This is a genomic window from Microbulbifer sp. CNSA002 (assembly GCF_047324085.1).
In the GTDB taxonomy this organism is placed as follows: Bacteria; Pseudomonadota; Gammaproteobacteria; order Pseudomonadales; family Cellvibrionaceae; genus Microbulbifer.
The window spans coordinates 3,400,730-3,425,761 of the sequence record NZ_CP172449.1; the positions used below are offsets into that span (position 1 = coordinate 3,400,730).

A 25,032-nucleotide genomic window follows, 5' to 3' on the forward strand; every position below is an offset into this window, starting at 1 on the left:
CTCAGGTAGCCTAAAAACTTCCTGAAATTAGCCCGTTGCCTAGTATCCCTCTCTTAATATGTCGTTAAGCAGTTTCATTAGCCCTTAATGCACTACAAAAAAGCATCCAACGAGCCAGTTTCGTCTTCCTTTAATCACTCAGACAAAGATGCCCATAAACCGCTTATGCTTTCTGATTACAGAATAACTGATTGAAAATAAAAGCTAATTAAGAAACGGCACTTAAACCTTCAAAAGGCGGTACTCAAAAACTGCACTTCCACACATTGGCTCTAAATTATAATTTTTACGGAAGGATGGTCAGTAGAAATCACTGTGCAGTACATATCTTTTTCAAGATTGTGGCCAACAGGGTATTGATGAACAGCCCCTAGTGTACGAGTTTGATCTTCTAGCGAGCTTACGATAGTACAGTTTACAAATACCCTTTAGTATTAGTTTACTACCGCTCACCCAGCTTACTTATAGCGTTTGATCAGTCAATATCGACTTGTACCGGCGAGATCCCAAAGAGACCTGTGCTGATTTTTAGAGCACAAACGTAGAATCGGGTAAAGACAGCAGAACTACCAAGCAGTCCTACGATAATGCCACAACCAACGATTAGAGCTACTGCCGGTATGACCCAATTCAGTGGGCTTAGGCAGCGAGTATTCTGGTGTTTTCACTAAAGAATCAGGAAGCTTGTAGCCAATAAACATCAATTCGAAAGCTTCCTGAAAATCTGAGCCAACTTAGCAGGCCGGGCTAGAATTACTGCCCGGCATTCTCCGGCACACCACTGTGAAAACGGAACTGTCCATCACTGCCTTCCACTAATTCCTTTTCTTTCTGCAGCAGCACCTGAACCCTAGGTTGAATATCTTCACAGGAAGCCTTCTGGGCAAGGTGCAGGTAATCGCGGAAGTGACGCGCCTCAGATTTAAGCAGGGAGAGATAAAACTTCTGCAACTCATCATCTAACTGAGGCGCAATCCGTGCAAAGCGCTCGCAGGAGCGCGCTTCGATAATAGCGCCACAAATCAGCGTGTCGATCAGTCGCCCCGGCTCTGCGCTGCGGACTTCGGCACGAAGGCCCGCCGCGTAGCGGGAGGCACTAACGTGGGGGTAGGCGATACCGCGTTTCTCCATAATCGCCAGCACCTGCTCAAAGTGGCGTAGCTCTTCGCGAGCCAGACGCGACATTTTGTTCAGCAGCTCAAAGTCATTCAGATAGCGAAACATCAGGTTCAGGGCAGTACCCGCCGCTTTTTTCTCGCAGTTGGCATGATCGATCAGCATCATTTCCGGCTCCTTCAATGCCGCCTCCACCCAGGCATCGGGCGTGGGACACAGTAGGAATTCATTGATAGCGGACAGATCTGGGACTTGAGCATTCATAGGGCGAACAAACTTAATCGGAGCAAAATAACTTGGCGCGGGATTATAGCGGCCCCAAGCCACAAACGCCCGCTTTTAAACCACCAGCGGGCACTACTCCCCCGACTGACAAACCAGGTCTGCAATTATCTAGGAAGGTCCCTAGTGATAAATACACTCAACTTGATAACGATTTATTAAGTGCATTAATATAAAAGTCACTTTTTATCCGGCATATCTGATGAATGACTACAGAACCCAGGCAAAAGCTATCCCGCCGCTATTGGAAAATATCCATGGCGCCGCCCAAGCCCTGAGAGAATCCCTGGAATTGCTGCAAAATGCCGAGAAACCCTGGCAGCACTATCTACTTCAGCCCCCTTTCGCACAGGATGCCGCACTCAGTCTCAATCAGAGCTTTGAACGCCCCTATTCACTGTCAGGCGCTCTCTACTCGCAACTCGACTATCTGGAGCCCATTAGCGCCGGAGGAGATGCCCGCGCCACTTTACAAGTGCCGGGTTTATTGGCGGTACCGACCAAAACCCTTGAGTTTGCCCAACAACTCAATAACCACAAAGAGATCTTTGCCAAGGCTATCGCCGAACTTCGCAGCGCCCTAGCGGAGCGGCCAGTAGCTGAGCAGGATCGCACTGTGCGGGAAATCCTTGCGGATGCTGGGTTCCCCCGCGCACATCTACGCCAATGTTACCGCCTGGTCTTGATGTGCCCGAAGCGGCCCGATGCCATCACCCTTTCATGGATCAAGGCGCGTAAATCTATTCGCAAGGTCACGGTGAAATGGTGTGAAAAGAAGTTGGTGCAGCTGGACCCTCAGGGGTCCGATCCCGGTATCCAATATCAGCGCCAGCTACTCGCCGGGCTACACAAAAGCCAGCAGGAGGATTTACGCCAGGTGCAAGTGCAGAGTCGCCCCAATCTCCAGGTAGCGGAAATCTTCTATGGGCACGAGCTAGGTGAGGAAGAGGAATATCATCAGGTCGGCTATTCCTCCATGCCGATTCTGGTAGAAGCCAGTGAGGCTGGGCAACTGCCTGAATTCACCCGAGTTGACCACCAACCGAGCTTGAGTCGGCGGCGCCAGCGGCGGGATCTGGCAATCGCCAGTGAACCCTTTCTACCGGCGCTCAGAGTATTTTTGCGCCAGCAGCGCTAAATCCAAGCCCCCCCCAAATGGGGCTGCCATCAACTTTTGAACCGTCCTAGGTAATACCAGGTGCCACATAGCGCTGGTAATAGGCGACAGACAGTGCGTAAAAATCCTCATCAATAAGGCGGCGAATTTCCACCAGTGGGACGCCGCGCGCCTGTGCAGTGAGTTGCAACCCAAAAGCCTTGAGGTCTGATATCTGGCTGGCCCCTGCCCTCAACAGTTCGAACACCCAACAGTAGGGATTTTGACTTTCATCAAAACGGACCCGCTGGTGATGAAGCTGCTCCAATAGCAGCTCGCGATCCACGATCTCCAACTGGCTGCGCACTGCGTTCACCAAATACCCTTCTCGGCGTTCGGCAATTACCCGGCGCTGCTCTTCACTGTAGGCATTCCAATCAATAACCTCATGTGCAAAGCGCTTGCAGCCACGGCAAACATCATCGCCAATTCCCGTGGAGCAAACACCGATACAGGGCGTGCGAACCTTCTTATACATTAACTATCCGACCAACCTATTTATGCCGCCCGCGCGGCCTTCAAATTGCGCGTAGCCTATTTTGTTTCCGCCGCCAAGAAAAGGGGGGAAGTACCAGCTGCCAAACTACTAAAATTCACCTGGCAAATAGTCATAATTCACTTAAATTATTGATTTTTCGATAAACTTAACAGCAGTAGGGCTTTCCTGTAGTATTCGCCCCCCGCCATCAGCGGCCTCGAAAAAAAAATCCCGGCTGACAGTTAATAGACCGGGAATTCCACCCGCTGTAGGTGCCACCCCACACACCAAGAGGGACTTATCAGTGCTTGAAGCCTATCGCAAACACGTCGCCGAGCGCGCCGAACAAGGCATTCCGCCAAAGCCATTGGACGCCGAGCAAGTCGCCGGCCTGGTTGAATTGCTGAAAAATCCGCCAAAAGGCGAAGAACAGGAACTGGTTGACCTGCTCACCCAACGCGTTCCGCCGGGCGTTGACGAAGCCGCTTATGTTAAAGCAGGTTTCCTGTCCGCCATTATCAAAGGTGAAGCAGAATCCCCGCTGATCGATCGCAAACACGCTGTAGAACTGCTGGGCCAAATGCTGGGCGGTTACAACATCTCCACCCTGGTCGAGCTGCTGGACGACAAAGATCTGGCCGAACTGGCTGCCGAGCAGCTGAAAGGCACTCTGCTGATGTTTGACGCCTTCCACGATGTGGAAGAGAAAGCCAAAGCCGGCAACGAATTCGCCAAAGCGGTAATGCAATCCTGGGCAGACGCCGAGTGGTTCACCAAGCGCAACAAAGTACCCGAGAGCATCAAAGTTGCCGTATTCAAGGTAACTGGCGAAACCAACACTGACGACCTGTCTCCGGCACCGGATGCCTGGTCCCGTCCGGACATTCCCCTGCACGCGCTGGCCATGTACAAAATGAAGCGCGACGGCCTGGAGCCAGAAGAAGCAGGCGTTACCGGTCCGCTAAAGCAGATCGAAGAAGTTAAAGCCAAAGGCCTGCCCGTTGCTTTCGTTGGCGACGTAGTAGGTACCGGTTCCTCCCGTAAGTCCGCCACCAACTCCGTGCTGTGGTACTTCGGTGAAGAAATGCCTGGCGTGCCCAACAAGAAAGGTGGCGGTATTTGTATCGGCGGTAAAGTTGCCCCGATCTTCTACAACACCATGGAAGATGCCGGCGCACTGGTATTCGAAGCCCCCGTTGACGAACTGGGCATGGGCGACGTTATCGAGATCCGCCCTTACGACGGCAAGATCCTGGCCGAAGACGGCAAAGTCCTGTCTGAATTCCAACTGAAGTCCGACGTACTGCTGGACGAAGTTCAGGCTGGCGGTCGTATCAACCTGATCATCGGTCGCGGCCTGACCGGCAAAGCCCGTGAAGCCCTGGGCCTGGCGCCTTCCGAGCTGTTCCGCAAACCTGAGCAACCTGCCGACACAGGCAAAGGTTACACTCTGGCGCAGAAGATGGTTGGTAAAGCTTGTGGCGTTGAAGGTATCCGTCCGGGCACCTACTGCGAGCCGAAAATGACCACTGTGGGCTCCCAGGACACCACTGGCCCCATGACCCGTGACGAACTGAAAGACCTGGCCTGCCTCGGCTTCTCCGCCGACCTGGTAATGCAGTCTTTCTGTCACACTGCGGCCTACCCCAAGCCCGTTGATATCAGCACCCAGCACACCCTGCCGGACTTCATCATGAACCGTGGCGGTGTTTCCCTGCGCCCGGCAGACGGCATCATCCACAGCTGGCTGAACCGCATGCTGCTGCCGGACACCGTAGGTACCGGTGGTGACTCCCACACCCGCTTCCCCATGGGTATCTCCTTCCCGGCAGGTTCTGGTCTGGTAGCTTTCGCCGCCGCTACCGGTGTTATGCCGCTGGATATGCCTGAGTCCGTACTGGTGCGCTTCAAGGGCAAAATGCAGCCCGGCATCACCCTGCGCGACCTGGTGCACTCCATTCCTCTCTACGCCATCAAGCAGGGCCTGCTGACCGTTGAGAAGAAAGGCAAGAAGAACATCTTCTCCGGCCGCATCCTCGAGATCGAAGGCCTGGAAGACCTGACTGTAGAGCAGGCATTCGAGCTGTCCGACGCCTCCGCCGAGCGCTCCGCTGCTGGCTGTACCATCAAGCTGTCCGAAGACACCATGTCTGAGTACCTGCGCTCCAACGTAACCCTGTTGCGCTGGATGATCGCTGAAGGTTACGGCTCCAAGCGTACCCTGGAGCGCCGCGCGCGCGCCATGGAAGAGTGGCTGGCCAACCCGAAACTGATGGAAGCGGACGCCGACGCTGAGTACCTGGAAGTAATCGAGATCGACCTGGCCGAGATCAAAGAGCCGATCGTATGTGCTCCTAACGATCCTGACGACGCTCGCCTGCTGTCCGACGTTGCTGGCGACAAGGTAGATGAAGTGTTTATCGGCTCCTGTATGACCAACATCGGTCACTTCCGCGCTGCCGGTAAACTGCTGCAAGAACACAAAGGTGGTATCTCCACTCGCATGTGGATCTCCCCGCCCACCAAGATGGACGAGCACCAGTTGATGGAAGAGGGTTACTACAACATCTACGGCTCTGCCGGTGCCCGCACCGAGATGCCCGGATGTTCCCTGTGTATGGGTAACCAGGCACGTGTGGCACCGAACGCCACCGTACTGTCCACCTCTACCCGTAACTTCCCCAATCGTCTTGGCGATGGTGCCAACGTGTACCTGACCTCCGCTGAGCTGGCTTCTGTAGGCGCCATCCTGGGTAAACTGCCGACTCCGGCTGAGTACCAGGAATACGCACAGAACCTGGACTCCATGTCCAGCGAGATCTACCGCTACCTGAACTTCGATCAGATTGAAGACTTCCAGAAGTCTGCCGAAGAAGGCAAGCGCATCGCAGCGACGGAGATCCAGGAAGTTACTGTTTAAGTACGGACGAGCCTTTAAAAAACCCGCCTAAAGGCGGGTTTTTTAATTTCCGTACAATATATTAAACTTACCCTTCCATTACTTCAGACCAAGCCTTTCAAAAACTTAGCAGTACTTCATCAAATGAAAAGAATGTTAAAAAAGTTGGTTCGCCCATCACTTGCTAGACTCCCGATAAAATTAACCTCCCCACCTAAAATTTTCTTTTGTCACGTACCAAAATGTGCCGGTTCCTCCCTCAACTCTGCCATTAGCTCTCAATACTATGAGCCCAACAAACTAGACACTTTTGGTATCAAGCGAGCAGTAAGCAAACGTACAGCAGACATATTAGATATCCCAATGATGTCGGTACGAGAAATCGTAATGGTCCACAACTTATCAATAAAATCGAACTATTACGGCCGAGGTCATTCATATTGCCGCCCAAATGTCGTCAAAAGCTTCTCCGGCGAGTGGAACTTTTTGACGGTACTGAGGAATCCTGTTGATAGATGGATATCTCTCTATACCTACAATACTTACAAGAAAAGTCAGTGGGATAAAAATACACTCTCTCTAAATGAATACTTAGACTCCAAAACTGGGATTAACGCTGGACAAGAGTATCTTCAATATTTTTCTAACTTTAATAATCGAAATCCATCAGAACATATTGCAGAGGCCCTGGATAACCTCCAACAGTTTTCCATTGTAGGCACAACTGGCCACCTTGACCTACTAACACAGCAGATCGAAGAGGATTTTGATATACAGTTGAACATCCCTGAAATTAACAAGAACCCCAACAATAAACTGGCCCAAGAAATAAAATCCGACCTCAAAACCATTAAAAAGATCGAAGATATCTGCAAATACGACATAGAAATATTCGAACGATTTACAGAAAAGCATGGGTCAATATTTTCAGCAAAAGAAAATCGTCAGTAGAAAACAAAAGAGCAAGAGCGGGAGTAAAATCGACTTAGTCAAAAAAATACAAATCCCGCCCACCTTGGCCTAACCCCAGCAAACCCAATCAGCTTCTCGCCTCAATTAATAAACATAAACTAACCATCCTATCCACTGCAAAGAGAATTGTACTTCACTAAAGAAGAGAAGGTTTAAGTGGAAGCCTGACTCAGGTTAGAGTTCAATACGTTAACGTCCACACCTTAGTCAATTGGAGATATCTTAATTTACGGTTTAGCCGTTAATTGGCGTATTTTATAGCGCCGAAATCCCAATCAAAAATCAAACCTGCTATATTAAGCCCATAATCACACGGCTAAATTGATATCAAAGGCATTTATCATACCTGCCAATAACCATTAAGAGCCCTCGAACTGAACTAAGGAGCCTCTGAATAACTCCGTGATACCTCTGGCATGCAGAGCGGTTCACAATCAAGGCGCGGCTTCGCAGGAATGTCTAGACCTTTCAAGAAGTCGCAACGCGGAGTGTGAATCGCTCTGCAAGCCCCGAAGGGCGGGCCTTGAAGGCCACAGCTGCTGCGTTGCAGCTCTTGCAAAGGGCTACGGCCATTCGCGGCGAGCTGCGCCTAACATCTGCAGCCTTCAAGACCCGCAGAGGCATTACGGAGTTATTCAGAGGCTCCCTAAAGACATATCTATATATGCAGAAGCCCACCAAGCCTAAACAAAGGATAATAGTCGCCCACAAGGAGGCCTTTTGGTTACAGTGGCAGAATCGCTGGATATTTTTCACTCGCAAACTCAAAAGAAAAACACTAAAATTCTTCAGAACTCTAATCCGTATCATCATTCACAGAAATCGTTTCTTCCCAACCTTTTACTTTCCTTACAGCCGCCCACCCTACCCTAAAACCACACCAATCAATACCTACCTAAACACATCAAATAATATCCAGACCTTTATCCTCTACAGAATCATCGGCAACGACTTAGCTCCCCGGCATAGTGTGGGACAGTCCCGCAAGAATCTGGAATTTATTTTGAAGCATGAGTCGGTACTCGACAACTGCAAAAAAGTATTTGTCCTCAATCGAATAGTCGACCCTAATGAAGAAGCTGCCATCATTAAACTACTCAATGACTATCAACAAACCTTTCTCAGAATCCCCTTTAGCTGGGACGACTACCGAAAAATAGAGTGGAATATTCTCGACCACCCCATCAGCTATGCCCCCTATAAATTAAAAGGGCTACGATTACGCCAGGACTTAGCGGTTCAGGCAGAGCTGAGCCTTTACCGCCATAAAAACAATTATGTAATGAACAATAATGGGGCCAGAAATCTCGCCCTCCAGGACGGTAAATCAAAAGCCGACTGGATTTTACCTTGGGACGGCAATTGCTTCGTAACACCAAAAGCCTGGCAAGCTATAAAACAACAAGTACTCAACAACAACGCTTACCCCTACCATGTTATTCCAATGACAAGACTGCTGGATAACCAATCCATTCTATGTGAGAACTTCAAACCAACTCCCACTGAAGAGCCACAAATAGTATTTCGATCTGATAGTACAGAGGTATTTGATAGCCGCTACTGCTATGGCAGGCGACCCAAGGTAGAACTTTTATGGCGGCTAGGCGTATCGGGGAAATGGGATGAGTGGGCGATTTTCCCATGGGATCTCCCCTGCCCGGATTACTCGGAAGCCGCAGGTCACTATACTCAGGGAGGCTGGGTAGCCAGACTATTTTCCGGAAAGCCGCATCTGGAGCGAACAGATCAGCAGTCCAGCCGGGATCGAGGAACAACTCGCTCTGAAGCTATCCTTGCCATGCTGGATCAACTCGATGATTCCAGCTTTTCCGCCGACACATGCGCCCCTGGCAGCAAGTTGGCCGTAGCAAACAGGTGCGACCTTCCCTATCTAATACTATTAAGAGAGGCCACGCAAAGATCGGTAAAAGCAAAACAGAGGGCGCGGCCCAGTTCGATTAACAGCCTGCTTCAGGATTTGACCATTGTCGCCCTTGCCCAATCCCACTGCTCGAAGCCGGAATTCATTCAATTTATCGACAATAGCCTCATCAAGCTATTCCCCAACAAATATGAAACGAAATACAGCAAACAATTACAATCTGTAAATCCCAACCTACTGGTCCACACCCTCTGCACTTTAAAAGAACTTAAACAAGAACAGCAGATTCGTCTGATAGGAGTTGAGCGATTAGACTACCATCTGGAGCAATACCTTAGCTGGCTGATAGATAGTCATCGCGGGCAATCAATGCGTCCAAAACTTGGGCATATTGGCACACAGTATGATTTACAAGTTGTAGCTTTAGCGCTCTATCTCAATCAAATACAAGCTGCCAGAAAAACTCTCAGGGACTCCCGCTTCCGAATATTAGAGCAGTTTGATCACTCGGATAACCAAGTATCGAAAATCAAGAGTAAAAATAGTGTTCATTATGAATGCCTAAATCTTCAATTATGGATTTATCTTGCCAGTCTCGCAGAAACAATTGATGAAAATTTCTGGAACTTCACAGCAAGAAATGGGGCTGGCATCCAGCAGGGAATAGATAATTTTCTACAAGCATTCGAAAACCACAAGGGCCCCAAGTATTTCGACCGGCAGAGACTGATCCCAATAGCCTATGCCTACAGACAACATTATGGAGAGCTAAAAATAGAACTTAATGCCGTACCAATCAGCCAATGCAAACCTGTTTTCCCAATCGAAACGGGAATTTTCCCATTTTGGAACTTTGGCAAAGAAGCACAAACTTTGCCTTTAAAGGCTGCCGATCAATTAACAACTGAAGCGGAAAGATAGACAACGGATAGGTTATTAAAATCAAACCTCAGGCTTTTTTATCCCCAACAAATAAAATGCAAATAATAAAAGCAAACATGGCGAGATAAGCGTTTACAGTAAATGCATATTCAATACCCGATGGCATGTCAGTGGCCATCGCCACTATCGTTGTATTCAACCCTAATCCTACGGCACCACCCGCTATTTGAAACATAAAAATGATTGCACCCGCCAAACTCGCTCTACTGTTATCAACAACCGTTATAGCCACAGTGGTAATGGTGGAATTGAACAAACCAATACCAGCACCCAATATCACCAGGCCAGGAACCAAAGACATATATTGAGTATCCTTGTGGATATGAGATAGAAGATACATTCCCAGCGTCATCAATAAAGTAGCTGCCGATACTATCTTCTTTGCTCCAATCACATCATATAGCTTCCCTGCCAGAAAGCCGAAAACGCTAAAGGAGAGCATCATAGGGATCAACCCCATCCCCGCCTTCATCGCCGAGGTACCTCGAACATGGGTTAAGAATTGGGGAATAAAAAACAATCCCGCAAAGAAAAGTGCTGAGATCAATAACGTAGCAATAGAGGCGAAAACAAACCGTTTATTCCCAGCCACATCCGGTGGAATCAACGCCTGAGCACCAACTCGCTTCTCAACGAGACTAAACAAGCATATAAGTAAGAAAAAGGCAGCGATAAGGCCGAGGACCAATGGGCTTTTGAAACCGACATCAACCACAAGATCAAACGCCAACAGCAAGGCAAATAGAGCCATCGATAGGGAAGCGATCCCGGCATAGTCAATACGCTCATCACAGGCTTCTGGAGAGTCATCAGGAATCACTCTCCAGCAAACATATAAGGCAACTGCTGATACCGGCAGGTTAATAAAGAAAATCCATCTCCAACTGGCATAATCTGCCAGCGCACCACCCAACAGTGGTCCAACTGAATTGGCAATACCGCAAACAGTAATCACCAGCCCTCCAGCCAAACCCGCTCGCTTTTCAGTCATCAGGCCATAGGTCATACCCAGGATCGACGGCCACATCATAGCCCCTCCAATCCCCATCAGTGCCCGGGATATCAATAACATTCCCATATTAACTGCAATCCCACCGATAAGTGAGAACGCCATAAATAGCAGGGTTCCAATAAAGAATACCCTCCTCCTGCCATACATATCGGCAAGGCGACCACCTGAAATAATCAGTACTCCAAAGACTAAGGCGTAACCATTAATGACCCACTGGGTCGTTGTAAGGTCAGAGTGGAACTCGTGCTCCATTGCCGGCAGCGCGGGAGAAAAGGCCGTAAAATCATTGGCGACAAGGAAAATGGCAAGAGACAGAGCCAACATTCCAAGGTATAAATTCTTATCTAAGAGACCCTCTTGTCTTTCCATTGCGTAAACCTGTACTTACATATACATAAACCAATTGACATACAAAATGACGTTAAGCTTTTTCTTCCTTAGACCCTATAAATAAAACGCAAATAATAAAAGATAACATCGCCAAGTATGCGTTTAATGTAAATGCCTGACTAATCCCATAAGATATATCACCAGCCATTGCGACTATTGTGGTATTCAGGCCCAACCCCACTGCACCACCCGCTATTTGAATCATAAAGATTATTGCTCCGGCCAAACTTGCTCGGCGCGGATCAACAACCGATATTGCAAACGTGATTATAGTAGAATTGAATAAGCCAATACCCGCCCCCAAAATTAACAACCCGGGAACCAAGCGAATATATTGACCGTCCTGATAGATATGAGACAGCATATATAAACCTAAAGCCATTAATAGTGTTGCTATGGAGACAATTAGCTTGGCTCCCAGCACCTTATAGACATTACCAGCAACAAAACCAAATACACTAAATGCCAACATAAGTGGAACCAATCCCAGACCTGCTATTGTTGCAGAAGCTCCATGGACTTTACTTAAATATTGCGGGATAAAAAAGAACCCCGCATAGAAGAACTGGGCAATTAACAAAGCGACACAGGCTGCAGTGACAAAAGACTTGTTTCCTGCTACATCTGGAGGGATTAATGCCCCCTCAGCTGCTCTCCCCTCAACCAATATAAAGAGGCAAAACAAGAGAAAAAAAGCCATAAACAGTCCAAACACCAGATAGTTTTTAAACCCCACATCGACTACAAAGTCGAAAGCAAGCAGAAGAGAGAATAGTGCCGATGACAGTAGAGCAACTCCTCGATAATCTAACTTATCTTTAGGCACATTTAACGAATCTGGTGGAATCACTCTGAAGCAAAGATAAAGAACCACTAGAGAAAGTGGTAAATTAATAAATAGAATCCATCTCCAGCTGATATAGTCAGCCAGGAAACCTCCCACTAATGGCCCTACAGAATTTGCTATACCGCATATCGTAATAATCAGTCCACCGGCCAACCCTGCATTCTTCGGTGTCATCAGACTGTACATCATCCCCAAAACAGACGGCCAAATCAGCGCACTCCCCGCCCCCATAAATGCACGGGAAACCAATAGCATTCCCATACTTCCAGCAATTCCGCCCAAAAACGAGAAAAACATGAAAATTAATAACCCGACAATAAATGTTCGCCTCCTACCATACATATCAGCCAGACGACCTCCTGAAACTATCAACACACCGCAAACCAATGCGTAAGCACTAATTACCCATTGACTCGTAGTAAGATCTGACTGGAACTCTTGTTCAACCACAGGCAATGCCGGCGAAAATGCAGTGAAATCATTGGCCACAAGAAAGATGGCCAGGGACAGCGCGCCTAGACCAAGATATAGATTACTTTTCACCGAGGCCTTTTTATCAACCATACCTAAAAACTCGGCTAGTTCTCAGTGAAAATAGCTGCCATTAACGAATCGTTTTTGTAGAAAGACCAGAAAAGAAAATCATGGAAATCAAGAACCCAAGTAGTGCCAGATAAGCATCAACCACAAAGGCCCGCTCAATCCCAACAGCGATGTTGGGAGCCATAGCCAGTAAAGTCGCATTAACTCCCAACCCAAGGGCCCCGCCCACAAATTTAAACATATAGATAATCGACCCTGCCAAACTGGAATCACTGGGCCCAACTACGCTAATTGCCGCTGTAACAATCGTAGGACTATATATGCCAATACTGCTGCCAACTATCAAAAGCCCGGGAAGGAAGCGAATATAAGATGCCTGGGGCTCAACAGCCGACAGTAGAAACAGCCCTACACACATACCCAAAGCACCAGCACAAATCAAAATCTTGGCGCCCAACCGCTCGTATAAAGCGCCAGAAATATAGGCTACAACACCAGAGCTGACCATTAATGGTAACAACGCCAACCCAGCCCCAAAGGCAGAAAAGCCCTTCACCTTGATAAATAGCTGCGGGATATAAACCAGGGTCGCAAAAAATGCGATAGCAACAAAGAACATACTGAGTCCAGCGGCGATAAAGCCTCTGTTCTTTATCAATTCACCGGGAATTAGCGCGTTATTAGGATCAACAGTTTCAACAACAGCAAAAAATATCATGAGAAATATGGACAGTACCAATAGGCCCCACACATAGAAGTGGGACAAGCCATACTGAACCACCAGATCCATAGCAAGGAGGAAACTAAATAAAGACCCACAGAGGGTAATAACACCCCAATAGTCAATTTTCTTATTGCTTCTCTGCGTACTAGCTGGAGGATATTTGCTCCAACACAGAAGAATAACCAGCAAAGCAATGGGAATATTAATAAATAATATCCAGCGCCAGCTGGCAAAATCAGCCAACAGACCACCAATCACTGGGCCACTGGCATTGGCCAACCCCGTTGTAGTGAGAATCAATCCTCCGGCCAGCCCGGCCTTATCCCTGGGCAAGAGGGAGAAAACCATACCCAGGATGGCAACCCAGGCCAAGGCGCCTCCCAACCCCATCCATGCACGGGCGAATAATAGCGTTCCTATATTTCCCGCAAATCCACCTACAAGGGAAGATGCAGTAAAGATATAGATGCCGGTAATAAACATTCGCCGACGACCATAGATATCAGCCATCCTGCCCGTAGACACAATCAAAACACCATACACCAGGGTATAGGCGTTAACGACCCAATGAATGGTGGTGATATCGACATTGAATGTCTTTTGAATTGCCGGGAGTGCCGGCGAAAATGCCGTATAATCATTGGCAAGAAGAAATGCCGCCAGTAGCAGGGCAAAGAGCCCCCAGTAGTGAGTGGGAGTTAAAGAGCTTCCATTGGATGCCATCGATTAAATCTACAGGTACTTTATATCCAGTATGGTGTATTTGTTCCAACACCCACCCCAGCAAAGCCTCAATTCGCAATCAAAAATCAATATAATTCGAGCCACTATCACATTTACATGACAACAGCTAATGATTACCATTAATTAAGCTACATTCCACTTGAAAAAACAGATTTAAACGAGCTTCATCAATAAGTACATGCCTACAAATTATTACAAAGCGCCTAAGGCCAACCTGGAAAGTAAAACCACTCCTTCGCCCCAAACTATATCCTTCCTTATTGCCCTTAAAGCTACTGCGCTAACCTGTGTCGTATTGCCAACTATTATTGCGGTTTTTTCCTTGCCTGGTGCTTCCGGAATTCAGATTCTTAATGGCACAGTCCCCATGCTGACATTCTATCTGATGACTACTCTGGTATCCTTAATCGCCACCCTAACCTACGGGAAGCTTATTGAGTACTTCCTGTTAAAGATGCAGAGATACAACCGAGTTTCTATGATGTTGGGTGGTGCTCTTCCAAGCATTCTCCTTTGCTGTGCAGGAATAGCAACAACAGAATCAGGTTTCTTCGGTCTCGCATTTATTATCGCTTTATACTCAATTCCCATTGCCTTTTTATGCCATTATTTTGTTGAAAAATCTGGCAAAGATGTAAAGAGCGCTTAAAGGAACCTGCCTCTTCCCCCCTCCCTCAGACGAAGAATTAAGAGCCTCCGATCACCTTTGGGAATTTCTTCTCAGAATATTGATAGTTAATTCCCAAGGAAAACACTCTGCCCATAATCAAAAATCGGAGGGTCATCCTATAACGTCATCCAATATCATTTTAACGATAGTGCTTTGGATGTCAGTGGTAGCTTTGGGTGAAAATAATTCAAGTAATTACCCAGGGATTTGAGAGCCGTCTTTGCCTAACCAGCTATTCAGCAGAGTCCCAAATCGACAAACAGGCAGTAATCCGCTTGATAGAACTTAATATGTTGATTTGTAAGGAAATAGATATGAAAACTTACGCCTCCATTGCTGCGGCAGTCGCTATAGCCATCAGTGGGCACGCTGCCGCCAATACTACCATTGTCAATCAAAATGGCGTCGGGAATTCAGCCCTGTCCAACCAGGTTGACCCATCCACGTCAGGCAACTTTGCGATATTCACACAAATCGGTGACAACAACTCATCAACCACATCTCAGGTTGTCAACACTACGAATAGTGTTATTAACAGCACTCAACTTGGCGACAACAACACTGTTTCATCGATTGATCAAAGCGATGCCACTACGTCAGTAGTTACCGTAGTGCAAAATGGTCAAACCAATTTATTTAACGCACTTCAAAGTAACACCACCTCAAGTACTTCAACAACCACGCAAACAGGCACCTCCAACCAATATACAACGGTACAAACCAATTCATCTCTGGATACCACCGTAATCACCCAGAATGGTGACTCCAACATGGGCTCCATGGTTCAGTCATCCTCCTCTGGGAATGGGCTTTTTATTACCCAGCTTGGAACAACTAATACCGCAGGAGCAGCTCAATCAACTGAGACTTCCGGCACCATCACGGTACTTCAAGATGGCACATCAAATATGTCGGGAAGTACACAATCTCTCGGAACAGGGAATACTCAAAGTACAACCCAGGTGGGAACGAGTAACACCTCATTAGTTCTTCAATTTACCAGTGTCGGAGATTCTGCTGAATTAATACAGGAAGGTGATTCAAACGATGCAGATATTGAACAAGATTTAGGCGCGGGCAATAGTCTCTACGCTGAACAGCTAGGCACCACCAATACGGTCATGACCTTTCAAACTGGTGCGGGTAACGATGGTGAAATTCTCCAGGATGGATTAAGTAACTCAGCAGATCTATCACAGGATGGCGACTTGCTCGTAGCCTATATAGAACAAATCCAGACTTCGAATACTGCAACAATTACCCAAACATCAACCAACAATAATGCCAGTACTATGCAGATGGGTTTCGCCAACACCCATGACACCACCCAGGCAACAAGTGGAAACTCAGCAACTGCTACCCAGCTAGGTACCAGTAATACAGGTACCATCTTGCAGTAATTTATCGGCCGGCTCCTGTGAGACTCAAGCTGGAGCCGGCCATACCTGATGATATGGTGATATTTACTTTGCTATAGTAAATCTTTCAACAATTAAAGCCCCCAGGTTTTTCCCCGCCCCTATTTTAAATGCATAAAAGAAATGACTAACGTAATTAGTCACTTCTTTTTTACACAAGACAAGCTGCAATATAGGCCTGCAACTATCTCTTTAGGGATTTCTTCTCAGTAGATTGATAGTTAAATCCCAAGGAAAATACTGCTCACCTGACCGAAAATCGTTAGGTCATCCTACACCATCACCCAATATCATTTTAACGGTAGTATCTTGGGTGTCAGCAGTAACTTTGGATGGGAACAATTCAAGTAATTACCCAGGGATTTGAGAGCCGTCTTTGCCTAACCAGATATTCCGCAGAGTCCCAAATCGACAAGCAGGCGGTAATCCGCTTGATAAAGATTAATATGTTGATTTGTAAGGAAGTAGATATGAAAACTTACACCTATATTGCTTCGGCACTTGCTTTAGCAATCAGCGCGCATGCTGTCGCCAATACCACGATTGTCAATCAAAATGGCACCGGGAATACAGCAACAGCCAACCAAGCTGACCCCACCACGTCGGGCAACTTCGCGATATTCACTCAAACCGGCGACAACAATTCATCAACCACATCACAGATAACCAACTCTACAAATAGTGTTATCAACAGTACCCAAATTGGCGACAACAATACCGTTTCGACGATTGAGCAAGATAATGCGATCACATCGACAATTACTGTACTGCAAAACGGTCAAACTAATTTATTCGATGCCACTCAAACCAATACCACATCGGTAACTTCGACAACCACACAAATTGGCACTTCCAACCAATTCACCACAACACAACTCAATTCCTCCCTCGATACAGCCACAATCACCCAGAATGGTGATTCAAACACTGGATCTATTATTCAATCAAACTCTTCGGGGAATGGACTTGTTGTCATCCAACTGGGAACGACTAATGACGTAGGCGGTACCCAGTCAAGTGAAACTTCTAGCACCGCCACCATATTTCAGGATGGCACATCAAATATGGCTACCTTTTTTCAGGTCGCCAACGGATCGGGGAATATTCAGAGTACAATCCAGTTAGGGACAGGTAATACCTCTCTCATAACACAATTTACATCTACCGGTGGTACTGCCGAGCTAATACAGGATGGCGATTCAAACGATGCTGATCTTGGACAGCAGGACGGCCTCGGTAATAACCTTTTTGCCGAACAACTGGGTACAACCAATATGGTTTTTGCCATTCAATTTGGTGACAGTAACGATGCTGAGATCGAACAGGATGGCTTAAGTAATTCCTCTACGCTATTCCAGATTGGAGATTTACTGGTTGCCGATGTGGAACAGATTGGAGATTCTAATACGGTTACGATTAACCAATCAATGACGATGAATACCGCCAACATTATGCAAATGGGCACAACAAACACCCATGATACCACCCAGGCAACATCTGGGAACTCTGCAACCGCTACGCAAGTGGGCACTAGCAACACCGGCACAATCTTACAATAATCCACAGGCCGGCCTCCAGAATCACGAGCGAGGCCGGCCATTTTGTTTGATCTATCGAGGCCTGTATCTCAAGAGAATGGCTCCCGCCACCCTGTTTAATAGCCGTCAAAATATTACATACTTAAACGGCTCAAGCATAAATCCACTCGTAGAGTTAAAGCTACATTTCAGGGTTCAACTCTAAGGCCAGGGATACTTACCAGTACCCTCTTTCTCAAACTGCTCTAACTTCTCTTTGGCTTGAGGTAAAAGGTCATAGATTGGCGGATTGTTGGATATAAAACCGATCTTGAATTGTGGGGGATACTTAATGAGTTCTTTCATGTAGTCCCCTGCTGTTGTCATCACCGGTACAAGCATTGGCAAATGACGTACACCGATACTGACATCTTCCTGAGGATTGGAATAAAGGTTAAATAATATTGCCCCACCACTCTCAACAAAAATGGGACCACTGAACCCGCCCCAGTTTCCCCTCTGTACGACACCATTTTCGATTTCTGCCGTCCATACATATTTGAACTCATCAATACGCATGGCAGAAAAATACTGATTCATCGTATAGGGCCGACTACGGCGTGCAGACTGGCCATTATCCGCCAACAGCATTCCCGTTTGATCGATACCATCGATATATCGATCTTCACTAACAAAACTTGCCACCTCCCTACCGGGCTTGCCCGCTATTGAAATTGCTGTGTTAAAGAGATCAGCCAGATCAAACAACCCTTCAGTTCGGCGCGGCTCTATCATCCCCTTCCAATAGGCAAATGTCGGCACTCTTACTCCACCCTCCCAGCTCGTACCTTTACAACCCCGGAAAGGGGTTCGGCCATAAGGAGGAACCTCGCACTCGGGGCCATTATCCGAGGTGAAGAAAATCAGAGTGTTATCCAGCTGGTTTGTTTCCTGCAAAGCACTAAATAGCTGTGCAAGTACATAATCCATATGTACCATACAGTCGCTATATACTGTACGAGCTCGCGATTTCCCTGCCCACTTATCAGATGGATAATTATCAAAGTGGCAACCTCGGGGGGCGTGATACAAAAAGAATGGCTTTTCAGAGCTTTTCATTTGCCTAATGAAATTTACACTGTAATCCATCCACTGGTCATCGAGCACCTTGATAGTGTCCAGGTCAATCAGATGGAGATCTTCACACCGTTCCGTGTCCTGCGGCGTGCAATGAACCTCACTATGACTAAATGGCTCCTTCTGCATCATGGCAAAGCGCTCTGGAGACAGCGCCACTTCTGGATTGAAATAAACGTCCCGCCATTCCGTATACATATCTGATACACCGAGAAACCCTCGGTAATCGTCATAACCAATATTCTGCGGTAGTGAGCCCTTATTCTCTCCCATATGCCATTTACCGACCCCCTGGGTCACGTAGCCTAACTTTTTGAGTACCGCCGGCATAGTTACCGCTCCGTCCAAGCCACCAGCCTCACCGTACATAGGGGGGCGTAGGATTCCATGGTGTAGCGGATTTTGGCCGGTATGAATCGTAGCCCGTGTTGGCGAGCATGAAGGTGTTGAATAGGCAGAGGTTAAGATAAGCCCCTCATTCGCCAACTTATCCATGGTGGGTGTAGCATTGCCGACAGCAATTCCTCCTCCGTTAAAACCAACATCCATCCAGCCCACATCATCAAGTAAGAAAATCAATATGTTAGGCTTTTTTCCAAACTTCTCCTCCAAAAGAGCCAGCTTCTGTCTAGCTTGCTTTTCCTCTTGCGGATGCTGGATTACGGGATACATATTGTCAGCCAGCTTTACAGGCTTTAAATGCAAAAATTGATCCGGATGGCTGTATCCTGGTGCAGAAGTTGGCCCCGTAGTACTTCCCCGTAAATTCTCTGCCAGAGCAATGGGGCCTGACACCATCAAGATTACAACAAGAGATACAACAAGAGATACAACAAAAGAATTATCAGCCAAGAACCGCAACCAAGACAATTTCATATCCGAGATCCATTTCGTATAAATTTACTATTAGCAATCTCTAAGAACTCAGCCCTTCCTGAGCCGCCAATATTAAACGGCTAACAACCCATACGAGTTAACATCGCTAATACTTGTTGAAGGATAGCCCCGACCACTCGCCCTATCCCTTGCAGTCAACATTTAGAGAGAATGAAAATAGGAAACACGCTCCTAAAGACCGATAAGAAACCGTATTGCCTAAGAGGAATCTAAGCAGCGCGTTAATTACCTTCTCTGGGGCTCCTGAAAGAAGAAAATTGCAATCAAGAACCCTATAAGGACAATAAATCCATCTACCAGTAGTGTCCGGTTCACACCGGTGGCAATATCCGGCGCTGACGCCAATATGGCTGAATTGATCCCCAAACCCACAGCACCACCTAAAAAACGGAACATATAGACAACAGCACCAGATAAACTGGATTTACTGGCCTCCACAGAAGTTATTGCGGCAGTCACAGCGGCAGGGCTAAATATACCTAACCCAATGCCAATCAATAACATGCCCGGCACAAAGACTGGGTAGACAATATGATGACCGTGAACCGAAAGCATAAAAAGCCCCAGACTCATCACCAGGGCGCCTGAACAGAGCAGTAATTTGGGGCCAAACCGCTCATGAATTGCTCCAGATACAAATGCAAAAACGCCAGAAGAGACCATAGCTGGCAACAAAGCCAATCCGGCCTGAAATGCAGAATAATGATGCACGCTAATAAAAAGTAAAGGGATATAGACAAGGGTTGCAAAGAAGGCGATAGCGACAAAAAACACACTAACTCCTGATGCCATAAACACACGATTTCTCACCAAGCTCGCTGGAATAAGAGCATCATCTGCCATTCTAGCTTCAACAAAAGCAAAAGTTATCGCAGCCAATAAAGATATTGCCAGAAGACAGAAAACCAAGAGTCGAGAAATACCTGTCTGAGTCATTAAATCAAGAGCCAACAAAAACAGGAAAAGGGATACGGAGAGAGTTAACACGCCCAAGTAATCAATTCGTTCGTCTTTTTTCTCAAAGCGCTCTGACGGGTACTTCAATATGTAAATAACGACCACAAAGATAGCAATAGGGATATTCAAAAATAAAATCCAGCGCCAGCTCAAAAAATCTGACAGCACTCCTCCAATAACAGGCCCGCAAGCAGTAGCCACACCTAATGCAGCCAAAACAAAGCCCCCAACAAATCCTGCGCGATCAGATGGCAACAGTGTGTAAGCCATCCCCAGCATTGCCGACCAGGCTAATGCACCTCCCAACCCCATCAATACCCTGGCGATTAACAGCACCCCTACCTCACTCGCGAACCCTCCCAATAGCGATGAGCAAGAAAATATACCAACACCAATTAAGAAAACAGTTTCACGCCCATAGATATCCGCCAAACGCCCACTGGTCACAATAATGACTCCATAGGCCAAGGCATAGGCATTCACTACCCAGTGCACAAATGAGATGCGGACAGAAAAGTCTTTGGCGATAGCGGGGAGAGCTGGTGAAAAGGCGGTGAAATCGCTGGCGATAAGGAATACTGATAGGAAAAGGACAAATAGACCCCAGCATTGATTCGCAGAGATACTGCTCTTATTCGCCATTTTTTCTATATCAGCCCCCTAATTCCTATCAAATTAAACTCTAGCTTATAGGAAGAAGTAGTCTCAAACCCAGCTTAAGATCCGAATTATCAGTATAACTTTGAATGCTAAATTAAATGACAACTTAAGCACACCAATAAACAAAGCAAAGGCCGACAAATAAGATCGAATCCGATTTAAAGCATGATCTTCTCAATTGGATAACAGGACCTCTAAACATCAGATTAAAATACAAATAACAAAGGTATTAATGAATTCGCATAGTCACTCCAACTAAAATGGAGCACATACTTAAGGAACAGTAGCCATATATACTGTCACTCAAGCTATTATACTTTCATTATTGAGACAACTTTTATAGAGGCAGAAAGACCCACAATCAAATCATTATAAGAAAGGAAAACCTCCAATTTAAAATCAACATTTAAGTAAAATAACGAAGCAGCATTAGACCATCCATGCATACATTTTTTTGTCCAAGCCATCCTATAGGAATAGATGGTAGATAATTATATATGGTATCGAATACTGAGCGCTAATCAACCCTGCATTATTGCAAGCAATTACATTGTCAGCAGGGCCACCCAACCTATAAGCATTTATAACGGTTACCAATTACTCTTAACCCAAAGGCTGGAAAATAAAACTAGCGGGCAGCACCGTCTTTTATAATAAACCACTCATTGTATCAAACTCCCCACGAAATCTTCCGCCCTCCCACTTAGCAGCATCCAGAGCCACAATAAACTTCGAAATAAAGTCAGAGAAATTATCAGCGATAAGAAGCTTAGTATCTTCATCCCTGCCAAAAGCAATTATCTGGCCATACTTGCCTTTACTATCCGGATCAAAATCAACACCAATATGGTTGCCAGCCCAATCAAAAGTTAAAGGAATCCAGTATTTATTAGTATATAGGGGTTTTATATACCCTTCTGGACTGGATTTCATATAATCGGCACAATCTTCATTCATTTCCTCTTCATCCAACTCCCGCCAACCATCCCAACGAAGCTGGATATCAGACGTTGAAAGAAATTGTGATTCGAAGAAAAGTCCTAACCCCCGATAAAACTGGCCATTATGTATCGATAAAAATGCTTTCACATCTACTGGCAACTCGATACCAATATGCTGCTCCAAACTTTCCAATTCCATTTGAGTGCAGCCCGGATTTAGTTGCAATCCATCAGCACAACCCAAAGAAGACAATTTCTGTATGATAGTTTCCCAATAACTTACCATGGCCCACCCACTATTATTCGTGCAAGTTTTTCAAGCTTATCATGGCAACTGAAAAGCCGCCAACTTAAAATGAAAAACATGCTTCAATAGTCTTAACAGGATACAGCGATTCATGTAGATATATTGAGCGCGACACATTAATTACAATCATAGATTTTCCAGCCTCTCAACTCGAATTACTTGTGAATCTGGTTATTTTATTCAGCCTGACATAAAGCACCACCTTACTGATTAAAGAACTACAAGCCAGGGCGCCCCCTAACCGCATCAGAGCAGCCTCCAACACAGAAGCCCGTAAAATGGAACTTTATTACTAGCAATTCCAAACCTCCATCTCATATCTACCCCCAACAAAATCAGCAACAATTATCCTTGCAGTAAGGATACAAAAGGAACTCAGTTCCTGGGAATTTATTATCAACATTAAACGACCTGCCCCTCATGGAAAATATTATTTCTGCATGGCAGAAATATAACCTACCCCCAGACAGAGGAGGATAACCCTGCTGAAAAACTGAATGGCAAAAACACCTTACTCAGGTAAAATCATTTAAGGAGCTCGCATACAACCGGCATCCTGGTAAAGAAAAGCTGTAATACCAACAAAAATGGCTTGGAAAAATCTATTAAGCAGCCCATAGAATTATCCCCATTTAGCGCCACCCCAACAATATCGATATTTTAGCGTCAGATAGAGTACGCCCCGATATGTCATTTATTGGCATGGGAATTCTCTACCTCACAAAACCATCAGCAGCAAAACGAAATTCACTCAATTTTTTTAAATTTATGAGTTGCCCATGAAAATTTCAATATTTATCCCAACAATTCTCTCCCTAGCCATCAGTAATACAGCCCTCGCGGACAATACCTATATTGTTAGTCAAGTGGGCAATGGAAATACTGCTATGGCAGACCAGAGTGACCTTACCATTAGTAACAATTTGGTTGTGCAGACCCAGGTCGGGGATAACAATGACGCTGAAGCGGTACAAATAAATGGAAATACTAACGGCACTGTCATTCACCATCAGCAGGGAAATAATAACTCCACAGATAGCGAACAAGATGGAACTACAAACACTACAGCTATAATAACTATTCTTGGCGACAACAATAATGGACAAACAACTCAGATTTCAACAAGTAACTCGCTAATGCAATACTCCATAACAGGAACTGATAATTCTTCAAGCTCTGATCAAGAATTTACCTCAAACAGTACAATGATCTACACCATGACAGGCACCTCCAATTTCGGCGGTTCACTACAGAGGTCCACTTCTAATACCATAATGACATACACTTTGACCGGCACTAATAACGGTGGTGGTTCTGTACAAGAAGACACATCAAATAGCTCTATGCAATTTACCATGACAGGCAGCGATAATATTGGCTCCTCCGTTCAAAGCAATGTAGATTTTGCTGTTCTGACTGTAGAATCTTACGGCGTTGGCAACGTTGGCACATCGCCGCAGAGTGAGAGTATCAATACCAGTATCACCGTTTTTCAAATGGGTAACGATAATTCTGGAGGTGGTGGAGATCAAAATAGCAGCGCGAATACTAGTGGCGCGGTTGTACAATTCGGGAATGACAATAATGGCTTTGCCGTTCGCGACGCAAGCTCCAACCAGACTAGCACCATAACCCAGTACGGTGACAGTAATAGTTCAATAATAGATGTAACAAGCTCAAACAACAGTGTCGGCCATACATTGCAACAAGGTAGTAATAACGATATTTCAGTTACCACTCAAATAGTTACTGAAAACAACCACTTAATTACTCAAATTGGTGATAACAACTCCGTAGATATTATTCAGTCCGGGTCTACCCATAGTATTGAGGTAATTCAGCTGGGTAATATCAATACCTTGAACAGTGAACAGACCGGTGCCACTTCCAATCTCTTTGCCATTCAGAGTGGTGAAGATAACCTAATTAATTCTCTACAAGATGGCATTGGTGTTTCCTCCACTCTTAGCCAGGCCGGTAATCTCAACGAAATCGATTTAACGCAAAGCGGACAACTAAATACTAGTGGCCTCTCTCAAACTGGAAGCAACAATTTCCTAATGGTAACTCAAACTGGATTCAGCGGCACAGTTAATATTACCCAGCTCGGAGATAATAACAGCGCGACCCATATGCAGTAATTATTCAACACATCAGTACATCTTAATAACCTTGGAAGTGGTGAGCTGCCTCCCCCCTCCAAGGTGCGTTTCTTTTGGGTGAGAAGGAAACTAAACCCAGTGATACAGGAGTCATCCAAGTTTGTTTTCTGTACTTTCAATCATATGCTACTCCCTAATATCGGAAATGCTTTCGAGTAGTAAGTTATATCTATAGCGGACTAAGGCTGAGATGAACCATAGTACTATGAATACAGATATGACCATGGCTTTCCGCTATGAATTCAAGTACTGCTTCTCACCTTTAGTGTCTTACTAGAATGAAACTTCCAGGAGGTGCATCTACTTCAATAGATGAGGCTTCTACACGCAGAGGTAGAACTTCTTTCCTCCTATAAAACAGGAAATACAATTACAAATA

General features: G+C 46.1%; 16 protein-coding genes. 8 read left to right on the plus strand and 8 right to left on the minus strand.

The genetic code is table 11. From position 1 onward, the window contains the following. Positions 1 to 753 precede the first annotated feature (753 nt). A complete protein-coding gene (locus ACG1BZ_RS15155; RefSeq protein WP_413662545.1) occupies positions 754 to 1,380 on the minus strand; it encodes a tRNA-(ms[2]io[6]A)-hydroxylase in 627 nt (208 codons plus the stop codon). A 220-nt stretch (positions 1,381 to 1,600) separates the two neighbouring features. Between ACG1BZ_RS15155 and ACG1BZ_RS15160 the strand changes: the two genes are divergently transcribed. Then, positions 1,601 to 2,536 (plus strand): hypothetical protein, encoded by a 936-nt coding sequence (locus tag ACG1BZ_RS15160; protein WP_413662546.1) that lies wholly within the window; start codon positions 1,601 to 1,603, stop codon positions 2,534 to 2,536. Between the two features lie 46 nt (positions 2,537 to 2,582). Here the strand turns inward: ACG1BZ_RS15160 and ACG1BZ_RS15165 are convergent, their stop codons facing one another. Beyond that, positions 2,583 to 3,032: a DUF1289 domain-containing protein gene (locus tag ACG1BZ_RS15165; RefSeq protein ID WP_413662547.1), complete on the minus strand. Its 450-nt coding sequence runs from the start codon at positions 3,030 to 3,032 to the stop codon at positions 2,583 to 2,585. 304 nt (positions 3,033 to 3,336) lie between these two features. Between ACG1BZ_RS15165 and acnB the strand changes: the two genes are divergently transcribed. From acnB to ACG1BZ_RS15180, 3 genes are all read left to right on the plus strand, one after another. Next, positions 3,337 to 5,952, plus strand: a complete 2,616-nt coding sequence (gene acnB / locus ACG1BZ_RS15170) for a bifunctional aconitate hydratase 2/2-methylisocitrate dehydratase (protein ID WP_413662548.1) — start codon at positions 3,337 to 3,339, stop codon at positions 5,950 to 5,952. Between the two features lie 123 nt (positions 5,953 to 6,075). Then, positions 6,076 to 6,882, plus strand: a complete 807-nt coding sequence (locus ACG1BZ_RS15175; RefSeq protein ID WP_413662549.1) for a sulfotransferase family 2 domain-containing protein — start codon at positions 6,076 to 6,078, stop codon at positions 6,880 to 6,882. A 1,303-nt stretch (positions 6,883 to 8,185) separates the two neighbouring features. After that, positions 8,186 to 9,706, plus strand: coding sequence for an alginate lyase family protein (locus ACG1BZ_RS15180; protein ID WP_413662550.1), 1,521 nt, complete (start codon positions 8,186 to 8,188; stop codon positions 9,704 to 9,706). Between the two features lie 28 nt (positions 9,707 to 9,734). Here the strand turns inward: ACG1BZ_RS15180 and ACG1BZ_RS15185 are convergent, their stop codons facing one another. The 3 genes from ACG1BZ_RS15185 to ACG1BZ_RS15195 are packed head-to-tail and all read right to left on the minus strand — an operon-like array spanning position 9,735 to position 13,966. Continuing rightward, positions 9,735 to 11,108 (minus strand): MFS transporter, encoded by a 1,374-nt coding sequence (locus ACG1BZ_RS15185; RefSeq protein WP_413662551.1) that lies wholly within the window; start codon positions 11,106 to 11,108, stop codon positions 9,735 to 9,737. Positions 11,109 to 11,160: 52 nt separating this feature from the next. Next, positions 11,161 to 12,540 (minus strand): MFS transporter, encoded by a 1,380-nt coding sequence (locus ACG1BZ_RS15190; RefSeq protein ID WP_413662552.1) that lies wholly within the window; start codon positions 12,538 to 12,540, stop codon positions 11,161 to 11,163. A gap of 40 nt (positions 12,541 to 12,580) precedes the next feature. After that, positions 12,581 to 13,966, minus strand: a complete 1,386-nt coding sequence (locus tag ACG1BZ_RS15195) for an MFS transporter (RefSeq protein WP_413662553.1) — start codon at positions 13,964 to 13,966, stop codon at positions 12,581 to 12,583. 199 nt (positions 13,967 to 14,165) lie between these two features. Here ACG1BZ_RS15195 and ACG1BZ_RS15200 point away from each other — a divergent pair, with 199 nt between their 5' ends. The 3 genes from ACG1BZ_RS15200 (at position 14,166) to ACG1BZ_RS15210 (ending at position 17,634) form a co-directional block, all read left to right on the plus strand. Continuing rightward, positions 14,166 to 14,636, plus strand: a complete 471-nt coding sequence (locus tag ACG1BZ_RS15200; protein ID WP_413662554.1) for a hypothetical protein — start codon at positions 14,166 to 14,168, stop codon at positions 14,634 to 14,636. A 197-nt stretch (positions 14,637 to 14,833) separates the two neighbouring features. Then, positions 14,834 to 16,057, plus strand: a complete 1,224-nt coding sequence (locus tag ACG1BZ_RS15205) for a hypothetical protein (protein ID WP_413662555.1) — start codon at positions 14,834 to 14,836, stop codon at positions 16,055 to 16,057. A gap of 350 nt (positions 16,058 to 16,407) precedes the next feature. Then, entirely contained in the window at positions 16,408 to 17,634 is a 1,227-nt protein-coding gene (locus ACG1BZ_RS15210; protein WP_413662556.1) for a hypothetical protein, read from the plus strand. A gap of 180 nt (positions 17,635 to 17,814) precedes the next feature. Here ACG1BZ_RS15210 and ACG1BZ_RS15215 read toward each other — a convergent pair whose 3' ends face one another. From ACG1BZ_RS15215 to ACG1BZ_RS15225, 3 genes are all read right to left on the minus strand, one after another. Next, entirely contained in the window at positions 17,815 to 19,605 is a 1,791-nt protein-coding gene (locus tag ACG1BZ_RS15215; RefSeq protein WP_413662557.1) for a sulfatase-like hydrolase/transferase, read from the minus strand. Between the two features lie 246 nt (positions 19,606 to 19,851). Further along, on the minus strand, positions 19,852 to 21,225 hold the full coding sequence (locus ACG1BZ_RS15220) for an MFS transporter (protein ID WP_413662558.1): 1,374 nt from the start codon (positions 21,223 to 21,225) through the stop codon (positions 19,852 to 19,854). Positions 21,226 to 21,891: 666 nt separating this feature from the next. After that, entirely contained in the window at positions 21,892 to 22,383 is a 492-nt protein-coding gene (locus ACG1BZ_RS15225) for an SMI1/KNR4 family protein (RefSeq protein WP_413662559.1), read from the minus strand. Positions 22,384 to 23,270: 887 nt separating this feature from the next. Here ACG1BZ_RS15225 and ACG1BZ_RS15230 point away from each other — a divergent pair. Continuing rightward, a complete protein-coding gene (locus ACG1BZ_RS15230) occupies positions 23,271 to 24,632 on the plus strand; it encodes a hypothetical protein (RefSeq protein ID WP_413662560.1) in 1,362 nt (453 codons plus the stop codon). Positions 24,633 to 25,032 lie beyond the last annotated feature (400 nt).

What these genes read in the sequence shown, in the direction of transcription:
- ACG1BZ_RS15155 (WP_413662545.1), bottom strand. Translation starts at nt 1,380, where the DNA reads ATGAATGCTCAAGTCCCAGATCTGTCCGCTATCAATGAATTCCTACTG.
- ACG1BZ_RS15185 (WP_413662551.1), bottom strand. Translation starts at nt 11,108, where the DNA reads ATGGAAAGACAAGAGGGTCTCTTAGATAAGAATTTATACCTTGGAATG.
- ACG1BZ_RS15165 (WP_413662547.1), bottom strand. Translation starts at nt 3,032, where the DNA reads ATGTATAAGAAGGTTCGCACGCCCTGTATCGGTGTTTGCTCCACGGGA.
- ACG1BZ_RS15220 (WP_413662558.1), bottom strand. Translation starts at nt 21,225, where the DNA reads ATGGCGAATAAGAGCAGTATCTCTGCGAATCAATGCTGGGGTCTATTT.
- ACG1BZ_RS15190 (WP_413662552.1), bottom strand. Translation starts at nt 12,540, where the DNA reads ATGGTTGATAAAAAGGCCTCGGTGAAAAGTAATCTATATCTTGGTCTA.
- ACG1BZ_RS15175 (WP_413662549.1), top strand. Translation starts at nt 6,076, where the DNA reads ATGAAAAGAATGTTAAAAAAGTTGGTTCGCCCATCACTTGCTAGACTC.
- ACG1BZ_RS15215 (WP_413662557.1), bottom strand. Translation starts at nt 19,605, where the DNA reads ATGAAATTGTCTTGGTTGCGGTTCTTGGCTGATAATTCTTTTGTTGTA.
- ACG1BZ_RS15225 (WP_413662559.1), bottom strand. Translation starts at nt 22,383, where the DNA reads ATGGAATTGGAAAGTTTGGAGCAGCATATTGGTATCGAGTTGCCAGTA.
- ACG1BZ_RS15180 (WP_413662550.1), top strand. Translation starts at nt 8,186, where the DNA reads ATGAACAATAATGGGGCCAGAAATCTCGCCCTCCAGGACGGTAAATCA.
- ACG1BZ_RS15160 (WP_413662546.1), top strand. Translation starts at nt 1,601, where the DNA reads ATGAATGACTACAGAACCCAGGCAAAAGCTATCCCGCCGCTATTGGAA.
- ACG1BZ_RS15200 (WP_413662554.1), top strand. Translation starts at nt 14,166, where the DNA reads ATGCCTACAAATTATTACAAAGCGCCTAAGGCCAACCTGGAAAGTAAA.
- ACG1BZ_RS15210 (WP_413662556.1), top strand. Translation starts at nt 16,408, where the DNA reads ATGGGAACAATTCAAGTAATTACCCAGGGATTTGAGAGCCGTCTTTGC.
- ACG1BZ_RS15195 (WP_413662553.1), bottom strand. Translation starts at nt 13,966, where the DNA reads ATGGCATCCAATGGAAGCTCTTTAACTCCCACTCACTACTGGGGGCTC.
- ACG1BZ_RS15230 (WP_413662560.1), top strand. Translation starts at nt 23,271, where the DNA reads ATGAAAATTTCAATATTTATCCCAACAATTCTCTCCCTAGCCATCAGT.